Source organism: Vagococcus fluvialis bH819 (assembly GCF_900163795.1).
GTDB lineage: Bacteria > Bacillota > Bacilli > Lactobacillales > Vagococcaceae > Vagococcus > Vagococcus fluvialis_A.
In genome coordinates this window covers 261,547-280,679 of the sequence record NZ_FWFD01000008.1, presented here as the reverse complement: position 1 = coordinate 280,679, position 19,133 = coordinate 261,547, and the positions used below count along the sequence as shown (strand labels likewise).

Sequence of the window (19,133 nt, the reverse complement as noted above, 5' to 3'; positions counted from 1 at the left end):
TTAAATGGTTTCCATATATTTAGTTGTTCGGTGAATAATGTTTTTGATATTAAGAGCTTCTGATACAGCTAATGGTGATTCCATCGTAATACTGGCAGCAGCTTGAGATATTTGACCGATTTCTTTTAAGGCCAAAACATCTCCATAGTAAAACCGAGCCCATGCAATAGTTGCCATGGTACAATCGCCCGCACCATTAGTACTGATGATTTTTTTAGCTATAGGTGGAATCAGTGTGGGTTCTTCATCGTGTCTAGAACAAAGAATCCCTTGAGATCCTAGAGAAATAAAGACGTTTTTAACACCTCGCTTGTTAAGCGTTAAGGCTGCTTCTTTTCCCGTTTCTATATCAGTTACTTTGATCCCGGTTAAGAGTTCTGCTTCTAAATCATTCGGTTTAAGTGTATCAATTCTATTGAGGACATTTTCAAAACGTTCAACTTTAGCAAGTGAAACAGGATCAACAAAAATTGGTGGTACTACATTTTTTGCTAAAAATTCAATGGATTCTTGAGAAATATTACCATCAATGACAACAATTTCAGCTTGATTGATAAAGGGTAGTCTTTCTTCTAAAAAATTAGGCGTCATTTGATTAACAATAGTCATGTCATTAATAGCAGTTACCATATCACCTTGGTTATTGGCGACATATAAATAGGTTGAACTGTGGGCATTTTTGATTTTTTGGGCATAGTCTAAGTTAATTTGATTATTAAGGCAGTCGTTTTCTAAAATAGTCCCAAAACTATCATCTCCATAAACTGTGATTAAATAAGTAGGAGCTTCTAATCGAGTTAGGTTTTGCGCAATATTTTGTCCAACACCTCCAATACTTAACGTTATTTCACCTATATTTGAATCTTTTTCATGGTAATTACTTCCAGACAATCCAGCAATATCCATATTTAAACCACCAATGACAACGATGTACTTATCTTCCACTAAAACCACCCTCATAAGTTTATTTATAGCTTTATTATAGTATCCGCTTTCATAATAAATCAAACTAATGTATAGTATATAAACAAATGTTTATATTGTAGGAGTTGATTGGAATGACAGAAAGAGAAAAAGAAATTTTGATAATTATAAGAAATAATCCTACTATATCCCAGGAAGAATTAGCTTTTGAGCTAGGCATATCTCGCTCAGGAGTGGCAGCACATATTCATAATTTAATGAAAAAAGGGTATATTCAAGGAAAGGGCTACATTGTAAAAACGCCTGAATTTGTCAGTGTCATAGGCGGCATTAATATTGATATTGTCGGAACACCGAGGAATGAATTACTAATCAACAATTCCAATCCAGGTAAAATAAATTATTATTTTGGTGGTGCAGGTCGCAATATGGCGTTAGCATTATCAAAATTAAAAATTAATACTAATTTTATGTCTGTTTATGGATCAGATATAAACGGTGATCGATTTGTGACCGATTCTCGAAAAATAGGGTTTAATATTGAGTGTTGTGAGCGGATTAGTGGTTATAATACCTCTTCGTTTATGTATTTGGAAGATCGTCATGAGCATTTTCAAATTGGTGTCGATGATATGCAGATTTTAGAAAATATCACACCTGAATTTATTAATCGTTATTTACAAAGAATTAATCAATCTAGATACTGTATTATTGATGATAATTTGTCACTGGAGACAGTAGAATATATAGAAAATAATGTGAAGGTTCCTATTGTAGCAAAGTCTGTGTCAGTTAATAAAGTGAGCCGGCTGACCTGTCTCTTGAAGAAAATCGAATTACTTGTTTTATCGGAAGTTGAATTAAATGAGCTAACTAAAAATAGTGAAATCCTAATGCCTATCGAAATTAGAATGTTGTTTTTAGTTGATAGTGGTGTAAAACAAGTCGTTGTAGTTAAGAAAAACGGCGATTTATACTATCAATCAAAACAAGAGAGTTATCACATTGAACGACATCTAACACCTGATTATAATCGTAATGGCTCAACAGCAGTTTTAACAAGTACTATGATTTGGGGAATGTTACAAAATAGATATACTAGTAAAGAAGTTTTTGAGTTAGGTTATTGTGGAAGTATTAGTAGCTATTTAACTAATAATTCTGTGTTTGATGGTTTATCTGAAAATTTAGTTTTAGATAATTATGAGAAATACTTTGATAATTAGACAAATGTTTAGATGAAAAATCACGTTATTAAATTTATAATCAATATTACGTATTATGGTATAATTAAGCTGTAGAAATGATTTACTATAATGATAATAGAAAGAAGGGACGACATGAAAAAGACTAATTTTATCGTTGTTTTTTGGTTGTTGTTAGCATTGATTTCATTTATTGTATTTGTAATGAATTTTTCTAGTTTTTGGCGAGATATATCATTTTGGGTTATTTCTAATGATCAAATGAGTTTTGATGGTATGACAAAAGAAGATGCCTTAAGAGATTTGATTCAGGTAGTTCCGATGATTATCCTGAGTGTTGCTACTTTTATTGTTGGAATTAAACAAGGGATGAAAAATTATAATAAAATTTAAATTAAAGCTATCTTATTTTCTCATGTGAGGAATTAAGATAGTTTTTTCGTTGACTTGATAGTTAATGGAGAATAAAATTTAATTAAAGGAAGTAGGTGTTCTAGAATGACATCAATCATTGAAATTAAAGGATTAACTAAAACATATAAAAATTTTAAAGCGGTTAGTAATATTTGTTTGGATATCAAAGAAGGCGAAATTTATGGATTTATTGGTCCAAACGGTGCGGGAAAATCAACAACAATAAAAATGTTATTGAATTTTATTTTCCCAACAAGTGGAGAGGCCAAAATATTAGGAATGGACTGTGTGAAACAAAGTATTGAAATAAAGAAACGAGTTGGTTACGTTTCGAGTGATGTGCGCTACTACCATGAAATGACATCTCTTGATATTTTTAAGTATACAGCTGATTTTCATGGGATTAAAAATAGTCAAGAAGCCATCGATTACTACGTATCATACTTTGAAATTGAACCTAATAAAAAAATAGCAGACTTATCTTTAGGTAATAAGAAGAAAGTTGCTATAGTTTCGGCATTACTTCAAAACCCAAAATTACTTATACTGGATGAGCCAACAAATGGACTTGATCCAATGATCCAGCATCGTTTGTTTGAAGTGTTAGAAGAAAAAAGTAAAGAAGGCATGACAATTTTTCTTTCTAGTCATGATTTACATGAAATTCAAACACATTGTGATCGAGCCGCATTTATTAAAAACGGGGAAATTATTTCTATTGAAACAATTAATAAAGGAAAAGATATTGAACAGAAAGTTTCTTTAACTTCAAGAACCTTAAATGAGCTACTCTTAACTGAAATAGGTGCAGTTCAAATAAAAAACGAGGGTGATTCATGGCAGTTTATTTTTAATCAAGACATGAATCTGTTGATCCAACTATTGGCTAAACACAATGTGAAGGACTTAGAGATCAGAGCACTGGATTTAGAAGATAAATTTTTATCAATGTATGAGTAAGGAGGGAAGAAAGATGACACTATTTAAAATAGAATGGCAAAATAATAAAAAAAATATTTTAATTTGGACAGTTGCCTTAGCTCTGATTATGACAGTTTTTATGAGCCTCTTTCCCTCAATGGAGAATTCAGGTATGAAGGAGATGATGACAACACAATTAGAGACACTGCCACAAAACATGTTGAAAGCTTTTCATCTAAATAGTGGTCCTAGTTTAGTTCAGACAACAGGATTTTTTGCTTATATTTTTCAATATATATTTATAGCAGCCAGTATTTTCTCTATTATGTTAGGCAATAAAATGTTAGTAAAAGAAGAAACAGAAGGAACGATTGAATTTCTGTATGCACAGCCTATTAGTCGAAAAAGAATAATCATTGAAAAATTTGTAGCAACGATTAGTATGTTAGTTGTCTTTTGGGGAAGTACCTATTTGGTAAGCTTAGCAGCTTCTGTCTTTTTTAATCAAGATGTGATGAAGTTAAGTGAAATTATAACGGCTATTTCTAAAATCTTTGTAACGGAATTTTTTGTTTTACTTTTTTTCTTAAGTCTCGGCTTTCTTTTATCAAGCTTTTTAAAACAAGTTAATCAAGGTATTAGTATGGGCTTGGTATTTATTTTCTATCTTTTAGGAATTGTAGGTGACTTAGAAGATAAATTATCAATATTAAAAAAAATCTCACCTATGTCATTAGCAAATCCAGCAACTATCTTAGAAAAAGATATTATGTTTAATTTAATGGGAATCCTGTTAGCCATTAGCTTAGTATTATTTATTTTAGCTACGTTAATCTATCAGAGAAAAGATTTAGAAATTTAATAGCTTAATCTGTCATGATTATAAATCATAGAAATGATTAGAACGGTAATTAAAGTTTTTTTTAAAATAACAGCTGACTTTCTACAATTAATTGTGGAAAGTTTTTTTATTTAGTCTTTTATTCCGTTAATTTACCTATAAATTTGATATAATAGTAAGAAGACCTTTTTTAGGAGGAGCAAAATGAAATTTTTACATACAGCAGATTGGCATATTGGTAGAAAATTAAATGGCTTTTCGTTATTAGAAGAACAAGAAGCGGTATTTTTAGAAGTTATGGCGATTGCTAAAAAAGAGCAAGTAGATGCTATTGTGATTGCAGGAGATTTATACGATCGTTCGATTCCTTCAGTAGAGGCGGTTTCTTTGTTTAATACAATGATGGTTGAGATGAATTTAAAATCTGGTTATCCAGTTTTAGCAATCTCTGGTAACCATGATAGTGCCACTCGTTTAGAAACGGGAAGTTTATGGCTAAAGACACAAGATTTTTATCTACAAACGCAACTAAGTCAAGCTTTTGAACCAATCGAAATGTTAGATACACAATTTTATTTGTTACCTTATTTTGAGCCTTTCCATGGGAGACAATATTTTCAAGATGATAGCCTTCGAGATATTCAAGGGAGTATGAAGTTAGTTATTGAAAAAATGAAGGAAAGCTTTAATCCTAAAAAAAACCAAGTATTAGTCAGCCATTTTTTTGCAGCAGGTTCGACAAAAAGTGAATCAGAGACCACTCTTGAAGTTGGTGGACTAGATAGTATACCGATTGAAATGCTATTAGATTTTGATTACGTTGCTTTAGGTCATTTACACTATAAAAATGCTATTACCAAAAATGAAAAAGTCCAATACAGTGGTGCACTTTTAAAGTATTCGTTATCTGAAGAAAAACAAGAGAAAGGTGTTCGAATTATTGAGTTATCCGAAAAAAAATTAACGAATACTTTTATTCCGATTAAACCATTACGAGATGTAAAAAAAATAAGTGGTTCATTCAAGGAGTTAACAGAGCCTGACTTTTATGACTCAATTAATCGAGAAGATTATCTAGCAATCACCTTAACTGATAGTGCAGTCATTATTAATGCGATTCATGAGTTAAGACAAATTTATCCTCATTTAATTAGTTTAGAACGGGTTCAAAGTGAGCAAAGACGAAGAGAAAGTACCAAAAAAGAAACTAACTTTATTCAATTAAAACCAGATATCTTACTTAAAACATATTATAAAGAAGTCACAGATAAAGAGCTGACAAAAAGGCAAAGTGAGTGGTTAGAAGAAGCGATTATAGAAAATAGAACTGAAAAATAGGAGGAAATCATGCAACCAATCAGCTTGAAATTAGAAAATTTTGGACCTTATGAAGATAGTTTGATTGATTTCTCTAACTTCTATGCTCAGTCTCTTTTTCTAATTACCGGAAAAACTGGAGCAGGTAAGACAACGATTTTTGATGGGATGTGTTATGCCCTTTATGGCAGTACTTCTGGTGGTTTAAGACAAGGTAAAGAAATGCGTTCTAATTTTGCAGAAATCGGAAAAAAAACAAAGGTTGTCTTTACTTTTAAACAAGATAAACAGACGTATGAAATAGTAAGAGAGCCTGAACAATTAGTAAAAAAACAAAGAGGTGAAGGCTTTAGAGAGCAAGCTTCAATAGTTAACCTGACAGTCTTTGATGAAAATAAAAAAGAAATTAATCAACTCACAAAGCAAAAAGATGTGGGCCCTTTTTTAAGTGAGTTAATTCAATTAAATGATCAACAGTTTGCTCAAATAGTTATGTTACCACAAGGTGAATTTAGGCGTTTTTTAAATGCAGATAGTGATAATAAAGAAAAGGTTTTAAGAAAACTATTCAATACTTATTTCTATCAAAATATCGCAGAAACTTTAAGGCAACATAAGAAAAAGCAAGAGACCTCTTTAAAAGAGGTTAAACAAGAACTTGTTTTACTGACTTCTCAATTAGAATGGCAATCAGCCTTTGATGAGAAAAAAACAAAGGATATGTACTATCAAGATATTTTAGTACTATATAAAGAACAAGAGATTATCTATGCTAATGAAGTGCAAGAGTTGGCAGATGAATTAGTTACACTCAGAGAAAACTTGAAAAAAAATCAAGAACTGATTCAATCAGAAACTAAAATAGTTGATTTGTTCAAAGAAAAAAATGAGTTGGCAGATAAATTAATTGCTTTAAAAGGAAATTCAGAAGAAATCAAAGAAAGTCAGACCTACGCTGATTTGTTAAGTAAAGCAGCGAAGATTGAAACGACATTCAGTGGGTTAAGAGAATTAAAAGAGCAGTATAAAATAACTCTAAATAATGAGCAAAAAGTCATCCAAGATAAAGAAAAAAACGAACGAGAGCTAGCTGCTAATCGTAAAGTGCTATCTAACTTAATAGCAGAAGAAGAATTAATTCAGAAATTTGAACAGAAATTAAAAGAAATTGAAGCTAGTATCCCTTTATTTGAGAAAAAAAATGAACTTGAAATAAAACAGGAAAAGTTAGAACAAACCCTTTTAAGGTTAGTAGCCGAACAAGAACAATTAAAAAAAAGAACAATCAACTTGGAAAGTGAAATAAGTAAATCTCAAAAAATAATTGAAATGAAAGTTTCAATTATTGAAGAAAAATATCAATTAATCAAAGATGAAGAAGATAGTCTTAAAAAAATAGAGGAAACAAAGTTACATCTAAAAGAATGCCAGAAAATATTTGTTTTAAAAGAGCAACAAATGAGGTTGAAAAAACAAAAAGAAACGCTAGAAAATGAATGGCAGGAGAAACTAAGGATACAAAAACAATTAAAAAGTGATGTTGCTAAGGCACAAATTGCTAAATTAAGCTTAGATTTAATTGAAGGGGAAGCTTGTGTCGTATGTGGTTCGTTAGATCATCCCAATCCATCTCACGGAATAGAAATATCTAAAGAAGAGATGAATGAATTGGAAAGCTCTCTTGAATTAGCAGAAGAGTCACAGCTAGCCTGTAAGGAACAGATAATTGTTCTAGAAAATGAACTGATATTTAAAAAGAATGAGTTAGTTTCTTTGGAAAAAGAAGTGAAAGAAGCTAGAGAAATAATACAAACTTATGTTGAGGTAGCAACAAAAGAATCAGAATGGTTAACAGTATTAAACCAAAAACATCAATTATTAACAGAACGAGTAAAAGAAAAAGTAGCGAGCTTATTACAAATAGAAGAAACGGAACAAGCTTTAGAAGGCCTAAAAAAAGAAACCTTAGAAATAACGGATAAAGCTAGTTCACAAGAGCAGATCATAAGAAATAATGAGAATGAAGCACTGCAATTAAAAGTTTCTTATGAAGAACTTGTTACTCGACTGCCTAAAGAGTGGGAAAATGCACTTGAGATGAAAGAAGAAGCTGTTAAGATAAAAGAACGGGTTAAAGTATGGCACATGACAGTTGAATCGTTAAACGAAAAAATAGCAAACCAAAACAATCAATTACTGATTGAGACAACAACGATAGAAAATATAGCTATGCAAAAAAGTGAACGGGAAGAAAAAATTCAACTAGAAGAAAAAAAAGTAGCAGCGTTTTTAGAAGCAAGTTCTCTGGATGAAACAACCTTAACAGAGTTAATCTTAAATCTAGATAAGTTACCAGTGATTGAACAGAAAGTAAAAAAATATGAACAAGAGTTACATACCTTTGAAACGAACCTCGAAAAAATAATACATAGTCTAGAAGGTAAAGAAGAACCAGATTTGACGCAGGTAGTGGCTACACAAGAAAAATGGGTAGAGCAAGAAAAATTACAACAAGAAGTTTTAACAACCCTTCAATACCGAATAAAACAAAATGAAAAAATACTAAACACAATCACAGCAAAAGAAATGACAATGAAGGTTGATCTTGACGCATTAGAAGAGCTGACAGAACTCACCAATGTAATGACGGGTGATGGTGGTAATAAACTGAGTATGGAGCGATTTGTTCTTCAAACCTATTTAAAACGTATTTTAGAAAGAGCTAATGAGAAATTAATTTTATTAACTCATGGACGGTATCAATTTGAACTAAAAGAAGAACAAGGGTCATTTAAGAAAAAAACAGGATTAGAAATCAATATTTTTGACGATAATGTCGGTTCGTTAAGAGGCGTAAATACTTTGTCTGGTGGAGAAAGCTTTATTGCGGCATTATCTCTAGCACTTTCACTTGCAGAAGTTATCCAGGAAGAAGCAGGTGGGATAAAAATAGATGCCATGTTTATTGATGAAGGCTTTGGCTCTTTAGATGAGGATGCTTTAGAAATGGCAATTAGATCATTAGAAAGCATTGAAGGGGATGGCCGGTTGATTGGTATTATTTCCCATGTTAGAGAATTAAAAGAAAGAATTCCCCAACAATTACAAATTAAATCAACACTTGATGGAAAAAGTTATGTAGAAGAACGATTAGAATTTGAATAGGAAGTGATACGTATGAAGTGGTCCATCCCTGAAAAAGTAGTGGAAGAAGGTCGAGAGTACGCCAAAGATGGGCGTGTCGTATCGATTAGTAAAAATGAAGAACAACAAGTATGGTATGCAGATGTTGTTGGCTCAGAAGTTTTTCATATAGAATTAGATGGTACAGCGAGGGAAGAGGATGTTTGTCAATGTCCTTACTGGCAACAACATGGTTTTTGTAAACACACAGTAGCAACAGAGCTGGCTCTAAGAGAAAAAGGCTTAAATAGATACATAAAAAAACAAGTGAACACACAAAAAATTTATACACCACCGTCACATGCAGATATTTTTTCAAAAAGTTTTGAGCGATTACAAGAAGCTGAAACAGAGAAAACACTTTTAACAAGTGACCCTTTGAAAATGGAATTCATTATGGATGTGGTAGAAACATTATCTTTTCATCCAGAACAATCAGTAATTGCTGTTTCTTTAAAATTAGGCAGTCGATTCCCTGGAAGTAAGACTTATGTGGTTAAAAATATCCAAGAATTTTTGGACTGTTATGAAAAAAGAAGTACATACAAATTAAATGAAAAATCATTTGTGATTGGTGAAAACTCATTTTCGCAAAGAGATATCATTTTGTTAGATAAGCTTCTCGAGATTCGTGAAGCGCAGGAATTATTAGATCAAACAAATGTCCAACAAAAAGGTAAAATTAACCGTCGTTATCTCATATTAGGTAGTGAAACAGTTCAATTTTTTGTTAAAGAATTAACGAAAACAGAGCGACTGATCTTTAATACCCCAGAAGATAAAAAACAAACGATTTATTTTAAAGAAGGAAAACTGCCGATAGATGTACGGATTTCTCCTGTTGGAACAACTGATTATAAAATGGTGATTGAAGACCCAATTGAAATGTATTTAGAAAAATATCAATGGGCAATTGGTAATCATTCAATTTATCAGTTAACCAACGAACAGTCTGAACGTTATGAATTATTACTACAACTACTCAAACGATTAGAAGAACCGGAGATAGTCTTTACTAAAGATAATGTGGGGGAATTATTTTCTTACATCTTACCCAATTTAGATTCGGTCGCTACTATCTATGTATCAGATGATTTACAAAGTGAAATGATCCGTGTACCATTACGTTCTAAAATATGGATAGAAGAAGTTCAAGGTCAGTTAGAAGCACGTGTGGATTATGTGTATGGAGAATTCGTTTTTTCTAGTCATAAAGATCATTCCACATCACTTGGAAAAGAATCTCAAGTTATTAGAAACCAAGTCCAAGAAAAAAGAATTGAGAAATTATTGCAGCATTTTGGTTATGCAAAAAGAAAAAATGCTTATTTAAAACAATTACCCAAAGAGCAAGAATTATATGCTTTCATTCGTGAAGAAGTTCCTACTATTAGAAAATATGCTGAAGTAGGAATTGCACCTAATGTAGCCCAACTTTTCTTAAATTCTACTGAACACCAACCAAAAGTTAAGGTACTTGAAGACGGCTCATGGTTAGACATCCAGTTTGATATTTCTAATATTGATGAGACAGAGATTAATGACGTTTTAGTGAGTTTAATGAAACAACAAGATTATCATCAACTTAAAAGTGGACAATTACTTTTCTTGGATGAACAAGGTTTCAAAGAGACAAGTTCTGTATTGCAACAATTAAGAGGTGATATCAAAGTTCGTAAGGGAAAATTAGAAGTCCCACGTTATCGAGGATTAATGGTTAATCAAGCCTTATCAGAAATGAAAGACGTAGAAACAACAGATCTATTTACTGATATGGTGCAAAATCTAACACATCCTAAGAATTACGATGTGGCCTTACCTAAAGGCTTGAATGCCTCATTAAGAGACTATCAAGTGACAGGGTTCAAATGGTTAAAAATGTTAAGTCATTATCAATTTGGTGGGATTTTAGCAGATGATATGGGACTTGGTAAAACAGTTCAGACAATTACTTATTTACTATCTGAAAAAGAAGAAGGTAAGTTGACAGAACCTGTGTTAATCGTAGCTCCAGCCAGTCTTTTATATAATTGGCATATTGAAATTGAAAAGTTTGCTCCAGATTTAAAAGTAAATGTGGTTATTGGTAGTAAACAAGAAAGAACAGAAATTATTGAAAATTATGCAGATACAGATATTTTAGTAACCTCATACACTACTTTAAGACAAGATTATGATGTTTACGAAAAAATGACGTTTCATAGTTTAATTTTAGATGAAGCGCAAATGATTAAAAATGCAGCAACTAAAACATTCCAAACGATTGAAACGCTGAAAGCTGAACATTATTTTGCGTTAAGTGGTACACCAATCGAAAACAAACTAGAAGAGTTATGGGCATTGTTTAGAATACTCATGCCGGGCTTCTTCCCACCATTAAGACGATTTAAACAATTAACAACAGAAACAATTGCGACGATGATTAAACCGTTTGTCTTAAGACGTGAGAAAAAAGAAGTACTTGATGATTTACCAGATAAAGTTGAAACAGATCTTTACAGCCATTTAACAGAAGAACAAAAAACAGTTTATGTTGCTCATTTACGCCAAATGCAAAAAAGTGTCGCTGGGATGACCAAACAAGAATTGAATCAAAATCGGATTTCAATATTATCTGGCTTAACGAGATTAAGACAAATCTGCTGTCATCCTAAATTATTCATTGAGGATTATGAGGGTGATTCTGGTAAAATGAATCAAGCGTTAGATATGATTCAAACTGCTAAAGCAAATGGACGTAGAATTTTGTTGTTTTCTCAATTTACTGGAATGTTGAGTATCTTAGAAGAAGAATTAGCGAAATTAGATATTGAGACGTTTTATCTAAGAGGAAGTACACCTCTGGCTAAACGTCAAGAGATGGTTGATAGCTTTAATCGTGGGTCTAAAGATGTTTTCTTGATTTCTTTAAAAGCCGGAGGGACAGGGCTGAATTTAACAGGAGCAGATACGGTTATTCTCTATGATTTATGGTGGAATCCAGCTGTAGAAGATCAAGCAACTGGTCGAGCTCATCGGATGGGTCAAAAGAAAAAAGTCGAAGTTTGGCGCTTGATTTCAGAAGGAACTGTTGAAGAGAAAATGAATCGATTACAAGCAGAGAAAAAAGAATTGTTCCGACAAGTTCTTAATTCTGAAAGTGCTAAAGATTTAGGCAAGATGACGATGGAAGATATTAAAGATATATTGGATGTCGGGATAGAATAGAAAACCTGACTATTAAATAATATTCGTATAAATAAAAAAGAGACTGATAATTTTTACGTCAGCCTCTTTTTTATTCTCTATTCGTTAATTGGAAAAGGTGAAAATATTTTTTTATTCCAATGAGCCAATCCTGATACAAGGCTCATAGCGATTAATAAAACTTCTAGTTCATAACCATTAACAAAGCCTGCGCCTGCTTTTAACATGAAAGTAGCACTCACTAAAATAGCGATAAAACCTAATGAAACAAGGGGTACTAATAAACCGATAATCATAAAAATACCACCAAATAGTTCAATGGCAGCAATGATAAGTGGCATAAAGCTAGGTAAACCAAGACTAACAAAAAAATCTGTAGTATCAGAAAGATTTAAAAATTTTTGTAATCCGTGAATCGCCATTGTACTTCCTAGAAAAACTCGTAACATGATAAAACTTATATTTATGCGTTGTGTTTGTGTCATAAATAAAACTCCCTTCGATAAGATTTTTTAATTAAACCATATGAAACAAAAACTTACAATAAATAAGTAATTTATTTTGTTACTTGTGTTAATAAACGACCTATAAAAATAGTGAAGTTATTTATTAGGTTTTTTTTAGAATTCTCTGATAGAATAGTAAGTTATTGGGCATTATTTTAAAGGGGGAGTTGTCATGTTAAAAAGATTTATGTCATATTACAAACCGTATAAAGCGTTATTCATACTAGATTTTAGTTGTGCAATTATTGCGGCTGTTCTAGAGTTAAGTTTTCCGGTGATAGTTAATCAGGTGATTGATAAAATAATGCCGACAGGAAATTTAAGATTGATTTTTCTTGTCAGTGGCATGCTTTTATTTTTTTATATAATTAATACTGCTTTTCAGTATATTGTCGTTTATTTTGGACATAAGTTAGGAACGAATATTGAAACAGACATGCGTAATGAGTTGTTTGCTCACTTTCAAAAGCAACCATTTTCATTTTATGATAATCAAAAAACAGGGAAATTAATGAGTCGTTTAACAACGGATTTATTTGAAATATCTGAGGTGGCTCATCATGGTCCTGAAGATATATTCATAACGATTATGACCTTAATAGGTTCATTTTCATTGATGTATAACATTCATAGCAAATTGGCACTTGCAACTGCTATTATTGTTCCTTTTATTACGATTGCACTAGCTTTTTTTAACAAGAAAATGACGCAAGTTAACACTCAAATATATGAAAATTTAGGCGAGTTCAATGCGGGAATTGAAGCGAGTGTTAGTGGAATTAGAGTGACTAAAGCTTTTGCTAATGAATCATATGAACAAGAACGTTTTTCGAGACTGAATCAATTATATCGTCAGTCTAAGTTAGCTTTTTATAAAATGATGGCAGTCAGTTCATCATACAACTACTTTTTGATTCGTTTAATTAGTTTATTCGCCTTGTTATTTGGTTCGTATTATGCCATTCAAGGTGAGATTACAAATGGTAATTTTGTTGGTTTTATTCTGTTATCTAATGTTTTTGCTCGTCCTATTGAAAAAATAAATACTATGTTGGAAAGTTACCCAAAAGGTTTTGCTGGTTTTAAAAGATTTACAGAAGAATTAGATAAAGTGCCAACGATTCAAGATAAAATAAATGCAGAAGAAGTTTCGTATTTAGAAGGTGATATTTGTTATGATAATGTTTCCTTTACGTATGAAGATGGGACAGAAGTTTTTAACCAGTTATCGATTAAAATTAATAAAGGTGAAACAGTAGCCTTTGTTGGTCCAAGTGGCGCTGGAAAAACAACACTCTGTCATTTATTACCTCGTTTTTATGATATTTCCAATGGTCAAATAACAGTGGATGGCTGGGATATCCAAGACATAACGATGGCTTCTTTACGAAAACAGATTGGTATTGTCCAGCAAGACGTCTTCTTATTTCCAGGAACAATTAGAGAAAATATTGCCTATGGAAAACTAGATGCGACAGAAAAAGAAATAGAAGAAGCGATTGAGTTGGCTCATTTAGGGAAAGTTATCATAAATCTACCCAATGGTTTAGACACTATTATCGGTGAAAGAGGCGTTAAATTATCAGGTGGACAGAAGCAACGAGTGGCTATTGCAAGAATGTTTCTGAAAAATCCACCAATCTTAATTTTAGATGAAGCAACATCAGCACTAGATACGGAAACAGAAAATGTGATTCAAGAATCTTTAATGTCATTATCGAAAGGTAGAACGACTTTAATGATCGCTCATAGATTAGCAACCATTAAACAAGCAACACGAATCGTTGTTGTAAATGAAAATGGAATTGCTGAAGATGGGACACATGAAGAATTGATGGCAAATAAAGGTCCGTATAAATCGCTATACAATGCACAATTTAGAGACTGATTTTTAGAGATAGAGAAGAGGCTGACTTCATATGAAATCAGCCTTTTTTTACTGTTAAAACTCATTTTAATCTAATAAAGTGAAAATGAAAGCGAACAATATTTTCTTTTGATTCCTCGGTTTTGGTGAAGGTATCTTTGTAGCAAAACAATTTTTTTACCACCTTATTCCCATTCATATTCTAAAGTATGGTTTTAAAATACAAAACAAACTATTCATTAAAGAAATTTTCTGGATTTTATGCTAAAATAGAGGATAAGTAAAATCGGGAAAAATGTATAAAAATGAAGGAGGCTTTTTTGTGGGTGAGTATAATGTGGCGATTGTTGGAGCAACAGGTGCAGTTGGAACTAAAATGAAAGAAATGCTTGAATCAAGTAGCTTACCAATCGCAAGTATAAAATTTTTAGCATCAAAGCGTTCGGCTGGAAAAGAAATAATCTTTAACGAACAAGTTTATATGATAGAGGAATTAGTCAATGATTCTTTTGAAGGAATGGATATTGCTTTGTTTAGCGCGGGTGGGTCTATTTCTAAAAAATTTGCTAAGGAAGCGGTCAGACGTGGCTGTGTCGTTATTGATAATACAAGTGCTTTTAGAATGGATAAAGATATTCCGTTGATCGTTCCAGAGGTGAACCCAGAAGCTTTGAAAAAACATCAAGGGATTATTGCTAATCCAAATTGCTCGACTATTCAAATGATGGTTGCATTAGAGCCAATTAGAAAAAAATATGGATTAGACCGTGTCATTGTTTCAACGTATCAAGCAGTGAGTGGTGCAGGGATGTCTGCTATTAATGAATTAAAGACTCAAACAAGTCAAATGCTAGCGGGCGAAATAAACATTGAAGCCAACGTATTGCCTTGTTTGGGAGATAAAAAACATTATCCATTAGCCTTTAATGCGTTGCCTCAAATTGATGTTTTTGCTGAAGATGATTACACTAACGAAGAATGGAAAATGATCAATGAAACAAAAAAAATCATGGCAGATGATTCTTTGAAAGTATCAGCAACATGTGTTCGAATTCCTGTTATGACAGGGCATTCAGAATCTATCTATCTTGAAATTAAGACAGATAATATTACGACAAGTAATCTGAAAGAAGTCTTGAGTCAATCTGAGGGGCTCATTTTAGAAGATGATCCTAGCGAACAAATTTATCCACAAGCATTAAATGCTGAGGGAGAAAAAGAAGTTTTTGTAGGTCGTATTCGTCGTGATCTGGACATTACAAGAGGATTTCATATGTGGGTTGTATCGGATAATTTATTAAAAGGGGCTGCATGGAACTCTGTTCAAATCGCAGAAAAATTGCATGAAATGTCTTTAGTTAAAGTAACAAACTAACAAAAAATAGAGATGTACTCGTAGTAGTATCTCTTAATAATATAATAAAGAAAGAGCGTTTGATTAAATAAAATTAATCAAAACTTGATGAGGTGAAAAAAGAGTGAGTCAAATTAAAATAATCCCTCTTGGTGGCGTAAGAGAAAACGGAAAAAGTATTTATGTTGTAGAAGTAGAAAATGAGATTTTTGTCTTAGATTGTGGACTTAAGTACCCTGAAAATGAACAATTAGGCATTGATATGGTTATACCAGATTTTTCATATTTACTAGAAAATAAAGAAAAAATTGCGGGAGTGTTCTTAAGCCATGGACACGCAGATGCTATTGGAGCGCTACCGTACTTATTAGAAAATATTCCAGTTCCTGTTTTTGGAACAGAGTTAACAACAGAATTAGCTAAAATAAACGTGAAAAATTATCCAAATACAAAAGATTTTCAAGATTTTCATGTGGTAGATGAGTTTACGGAGATTGACTTTGGTCATGCCGTGATTAGTTTCTTTAGTACAACACACACTATCCCTGATTCAATCGGAATCACGATTAAAACAAAAGAAGGCAATATTGTTTATACAGGTGATTTTAAGTTCGATCAGAGCGCAACAGACGATTACAAAACTGATTTTTCAAGATTGGCAGAAATTGGTAAAGAAGGTGTTTTTGCATTATTAAGTGATTCATCTAATGCTGAAAGCGCCCAATTAATTGCTTCTGAAAATCAAACTGAAGAAGAAGTCTATGACACGATTCGTTATTGGGAAGGAAGAATTATTGTTGCTAGCGTAGCAAGTAATATTAAACGTGTACAACAAGTTCTGAATGCTGCCTATCAATCAAATCGTCAAGTTATTTTAACAGGCAAAGATGCTGAACAAATTGTTAAAACTGCGATTCGTTTAGGTAAGATCCAATTACCTAAAGAAGATTTGATCATCACTGAAAAAGAGATGAAAAATAAAAATCCAGAAGAAATTTTGATTTTAGAAACCGGTAGAATGGGTGAGCCACTTCATTCCCTACAAAAGATGGCAAGTAAACGTCATCGTAGTATTAAAATCGAAGAAGGTGATTTAGTTTATATAACAACAACGCCAGCCATTTCTGTGGAAACAACAGTCGCTAAAACAGAAGATATGATCTACCGTGCAGGTGGGGTTGTTAAATCTATTTCAGATAATTTATATGTTTCAGGTCATGGTAATCAAAATGATCTTAAATTAATGATTAATTTAATGAAGCCTAAATACTTTATGCCTGTTCAGGGTGAATATCGTTTATTAGCAGCTCATGCTGGACTTGCTCATGAATTAGGGATGTCTTATCAAGATATCTTTATTACGGGTCGAGGAGATGTTCTTGAGTTTGAAAAAGGACGATTACGAATGACTGGATCAACAGATGCAGATAATGTTTTGATTGATGGGTTAGGTGTAGGTGATGTTGGAAATATCGTATTAAGAGATCGAAAAATACTTTCAGAGGATGGTATTTTTATTGCAGTTGTTACGATAAACCGCCGGGCAAAAAAAATTATTTCCAAACCTAGAATTACGTCACGTGGTTTCGTTTATATTAAAGCAAGTACTGATTTGATGAAAGAAAGCGAAAGTATTGTTGAGGCTGTTGTCTTGGAGAATTTAGAGAAACAAGACTTTGACTGGGGCGTTTTAAAACAGGAAATAAGAGATCAATTGAGTCGACATTTATATGAACAAACTAAAAGAAGACCAGTTATCTTACCAGTAATTATGGAATCAAGCCAAAAAAGAAAATAAATTTATGACAGAGAGGGTGGTCAAAAGTTATCGTGAGAGCAGACTTTTTATCCCCTAACTATTAAAAATTATTCATATAAATAAAAATGAGGCTGACATTTGGGTCAGCCTCTTAAATTTGTAAGGGGAGAATGTTTTATGAATCAAGAAAAAACACTGAAATATCGGTGGTTTAGTTTAGCTGCTATTGGATTATTTACGTTTATGTCAACTTTAGATGGAAGCATTGTTAATATTGCTTTGCCAACTATTTCTGAAGATATCGGTGTTCCGATGAATCAATCAGAATGGGTAGTCTCTGTCTATCTAATGGCAATTTGTGTGTTCTTATTATTCTTTGGAAAAATCGGAGATAGTATTGGTAAGATAAAAATTTTTAAAATAGGAACAATTGTTTTTGTTGTCGGTTCATTTTTATGTGGTATTCCAGGAAATTTAAATTTACTTTTAATTTCTAGGGTGGTTCAAGCAATTGGAGCTAGTATGACGATGGCTACAGGAACTGGTATTATTACTGAGATATTCCCAGCAAGTGAAAGAGGCCGAGCATTAGGTTTAATTGGCTCTTTTGTGTCACTAGGAGCGATTGCAGGTCCTGGTGTTGGTGGGGTAATTTTATCTCATTTTGATTGGTCATATATTTTTTGGATTAATGTTCCAGTTGGTATTATTACATTAATGTTTGGTTGGTATTTTTTACCAAAACAAGAGCAGAAAAGTAATGAAAGTATTGATTTTGTTGGCTTTATTTTATTCGCTTTTTTTATTTTGCTGTTTTTTGGAGGCATTTTTCTAGGTCAAGAAAAAGGATTTACTCAGCCGTTAATTTTAGGCATGATTGGGGTTTCCTTAGTTACATTGTGGCTATTTTACCGTTACGAATTAAAGCAAGAAAAACCATTAGTTCAATTAAAATTGTTTAGTAATAAAATGTTTTCAGTCAGCTTATTTACTGCCTTATTAATCTTTGTGACCAACTTTTTTGCTAATGTGATCAATCCTTTCTATTTACAAAATGTGCTAGGTTTAGAGGCAAAAACAGCAGGTTTTTTAATGATGGTATTTCCTTTAGTTATGATTGTTGGGGCGCCACTTAGTGGTTACCTAACAGATAAAAAGGGCCCCCATATGATTACTTTAATTGGCTTAGTTCTTCTAACATTAGGCCAAATTGGTTACTTAGTTTTAGGTGAAAATTCTCCTGTCTTTTTATTTGTTATCATAATGGCGCTTGTTGGAGCAGGAAACGCTATGTTCCAAGCACCTAATAATACAATCATAATGTCTAGTGTAGAAAAGTCAGAGTATGGTATTGCTGGAAGTTTAAATTCTTTAGCTAGAAATTTGGGAATGGTTATTGGTATTTCTTTATCCACAACCATTCTTTATCAATCGATGAGTTCAGAGGTTGGTGAAAAAGTAGTTGGTTATGTCGAAGGTAGACCAGATGTTTTTGTTTATGGTATGCATATCACCTATATCTTATCTTTTGGTATCTGTTTGTTTGCAACAGTTATAACTGGCTGGAGATTTTACCAAGCTAGAAAGTAATAATTCAATAAAAAACTGTTGCAGTGATTAAAATTCATTTTTGTGAATAATCGTGATAAAATGGGT

At 32.3% G+C, this 19,133-nt stretch carries 13 protein-coding genes; 11 read left to right on the top strand and 2 right to left on the bottom strand.

Annotation, left to right across the window (positions count from 1 at the left end; genetic code table 11):
• Complete coding sequence (locus FM121_RS05425; protein ID WP_218778615.1) at positions 1–945, bottom strand: PfkB family carbohydrate kinase; 945 nt, start codon at positions 943–945, stop codon at positions 1–3.
• A gap of 113 nt (positions 946–1,058) precedes the next feature.
• On the opposite strand from FM121_RS05425, the gene FM121_RS05420 reads away from it, so the two are divergent.
• The 7 genes from FM121_RS05420 to FM121_RS05390 all read left to right on the top strand — a co-directional run bounded on the left by FM121_RS05420 (position 1,059) and on the right by FM121_RS05390 (position 12,012).
• Entirely contained in the window at positions 1,059–2,150 is a 1,092-nt protein-coding gene (locus FM121_RS05420; RefSeq protein ID WP_086951142.1) for a PfkB family carbohydrate kinase, read from the top strand.
• Between the two features lie 114 nt (positions 2,151–2,264).
• Entirely contained in the window at positions 2,265–2,522 is a 258-nt protein-coding gene (locus tag FM121_RS05415) for a hypothetical protein (protein ID WP_086951141.1), read from the top strand.
• A 105-nt stretch (positions 2,523–2,627) separates the two neighbouring features.
• The gene (locus tag FM121_RS05410; RefSeq protein WP_086951140.1) at positions 2,628–3,503 is read left to right on the top strand and encodes an ABC transporter ATP-binding protein; all 876 of its coding nucleotides are present in this window, start codon (positions 2,628–2,630) and stop codon (positions 3,501–3,503) included.
• A gap of 13 nt (positions 3,504–3,516) precedes the next feature.
• Positions 3,517–4,326 carry an ABC transporter permease subunit gene (locus FM121_RS05405; protein WP_179203799.1) on the top strand — a complete coding sequence of 270 codons (810 nt, stop codon included), beginning with the start codon at positions 3,517–3,519 and terminating at the stop codon, positions 4,324–4,326.
• A gap of 183 nt (positions 4,327–4,509) precedes the next feature.
• Positions 4,510–5,643: an exonuclease SbcCD subunit D gene (locus FM121_RS05400; RefSeq protein WP_086951138.1), complete on the top strand. Its 1,134-nt coding sequence runs from the start codon at positions 4,510–4,512 to the stop codon at positions 5,641–5,643.
• A gap of 9 nt (positions 5,644–5,652) precedes the next feature.
• On the top strand, positions 5,653–8,787 hold the full coding sequence (locus FM121_RS05395; protein ID WP_086951137.1) for an AAA family ATPase: 3,135 nt from the start codon (positions 5,653–5,655) through the stop codon (positions 8,785–8,787).
• A 12-nt stretch (positions 8,788–8,799) separates the two neighbouring features.
• Positions 8,800–12,012 carry a DEAD/DEAH box helicase gene (locus FM121_RS05390; RefSeq protein ID WP_086951136.1) on the top strand — a complete coding sequence of 1,071 codons (3,213 nt, stop codon included), beginning with the start codon at positions 8,800–8,802 and terminating at the stop codon, positions 12,010–12,012.
• Positions 12,013–12,089: 77 nt separating this feature from the next.
• On the opposite strand, the gene FM121_RS05385 is transcribed toward FM121_RS05390, so the two are convergent.
• Positions 12,090–12,476, bottom strand: coding sequence for a DoxX family protein (locus tag FM121_RS05385; RefSeq protein WP_086951135.1), 387 nt, complete (start codon positions 12,474–12,476; stop codon positions 12,090–12,092).
• A 193-nt stretch (positions 12,477–12,669) separates the two neighbouring features.
• On the opposite strand from FM121_RS05385, the gene FM121_RS05380 reads away from it, so the two are divergent.
• The 4 genes from FM121_RS05380 to FM121_RS05365 all read left to right on the top strand — a co-directional run bounded on the left by FM121_RS05380 (position 12,670) and on the right by FM121_RS05365 (position 19,067).
• On the top strand, positions 12,670–14,385 hold the full coding sequence (locus FM121_RS05380; RefSeq protein ID WP_086951134.1) for an ABC transporter ATP-binding protein: 1,716 nt from the start codon (positions 12,670–12,672) through the stop codon (positions 14,383–14,385).
• Between the two features lie 301 nt (positions 14,386–14,686).
• On the top strand, positions 14,687–15,739 hold the full coding sequence (locus FM121_RS05375; protein ID WP_179203798.1) for an aspartate-semialdehyde dehydrogenase: 1,053 nt from the start codon (positions 14,687–14,689) through the stop codon (positions 15,737–15,739).
• A gap of 103 nt (positions 15,740–15,842) precedes the next feature.
• Positions 15,843–17,516 carry a ribonuclease J gene (locus FM121_RS05370; RefSeq protein WP_086951132.1) on the top strand — a complete coding sequence of 558 codons (1,674 nt, stop codon included), beginning with the start codon at positions 15,843–15,845 and terminating at the stop codon, positions 17,514–17,516.
• A gap of 138 nt (positions 17,517–17,654) precedes the next feature.
• Positions 17,655–19,067, top strand: coding sequence for an MFS transporter (locus FM121_RS05365; RefSeq protein ID WP_086951131.1), 1,413 nt, complete (start codon positions 17,655–17,657; stop codon positions 19,065–19,067).
• Positions 19,068–19,133 lie beyond the last annotated feature (66 nt).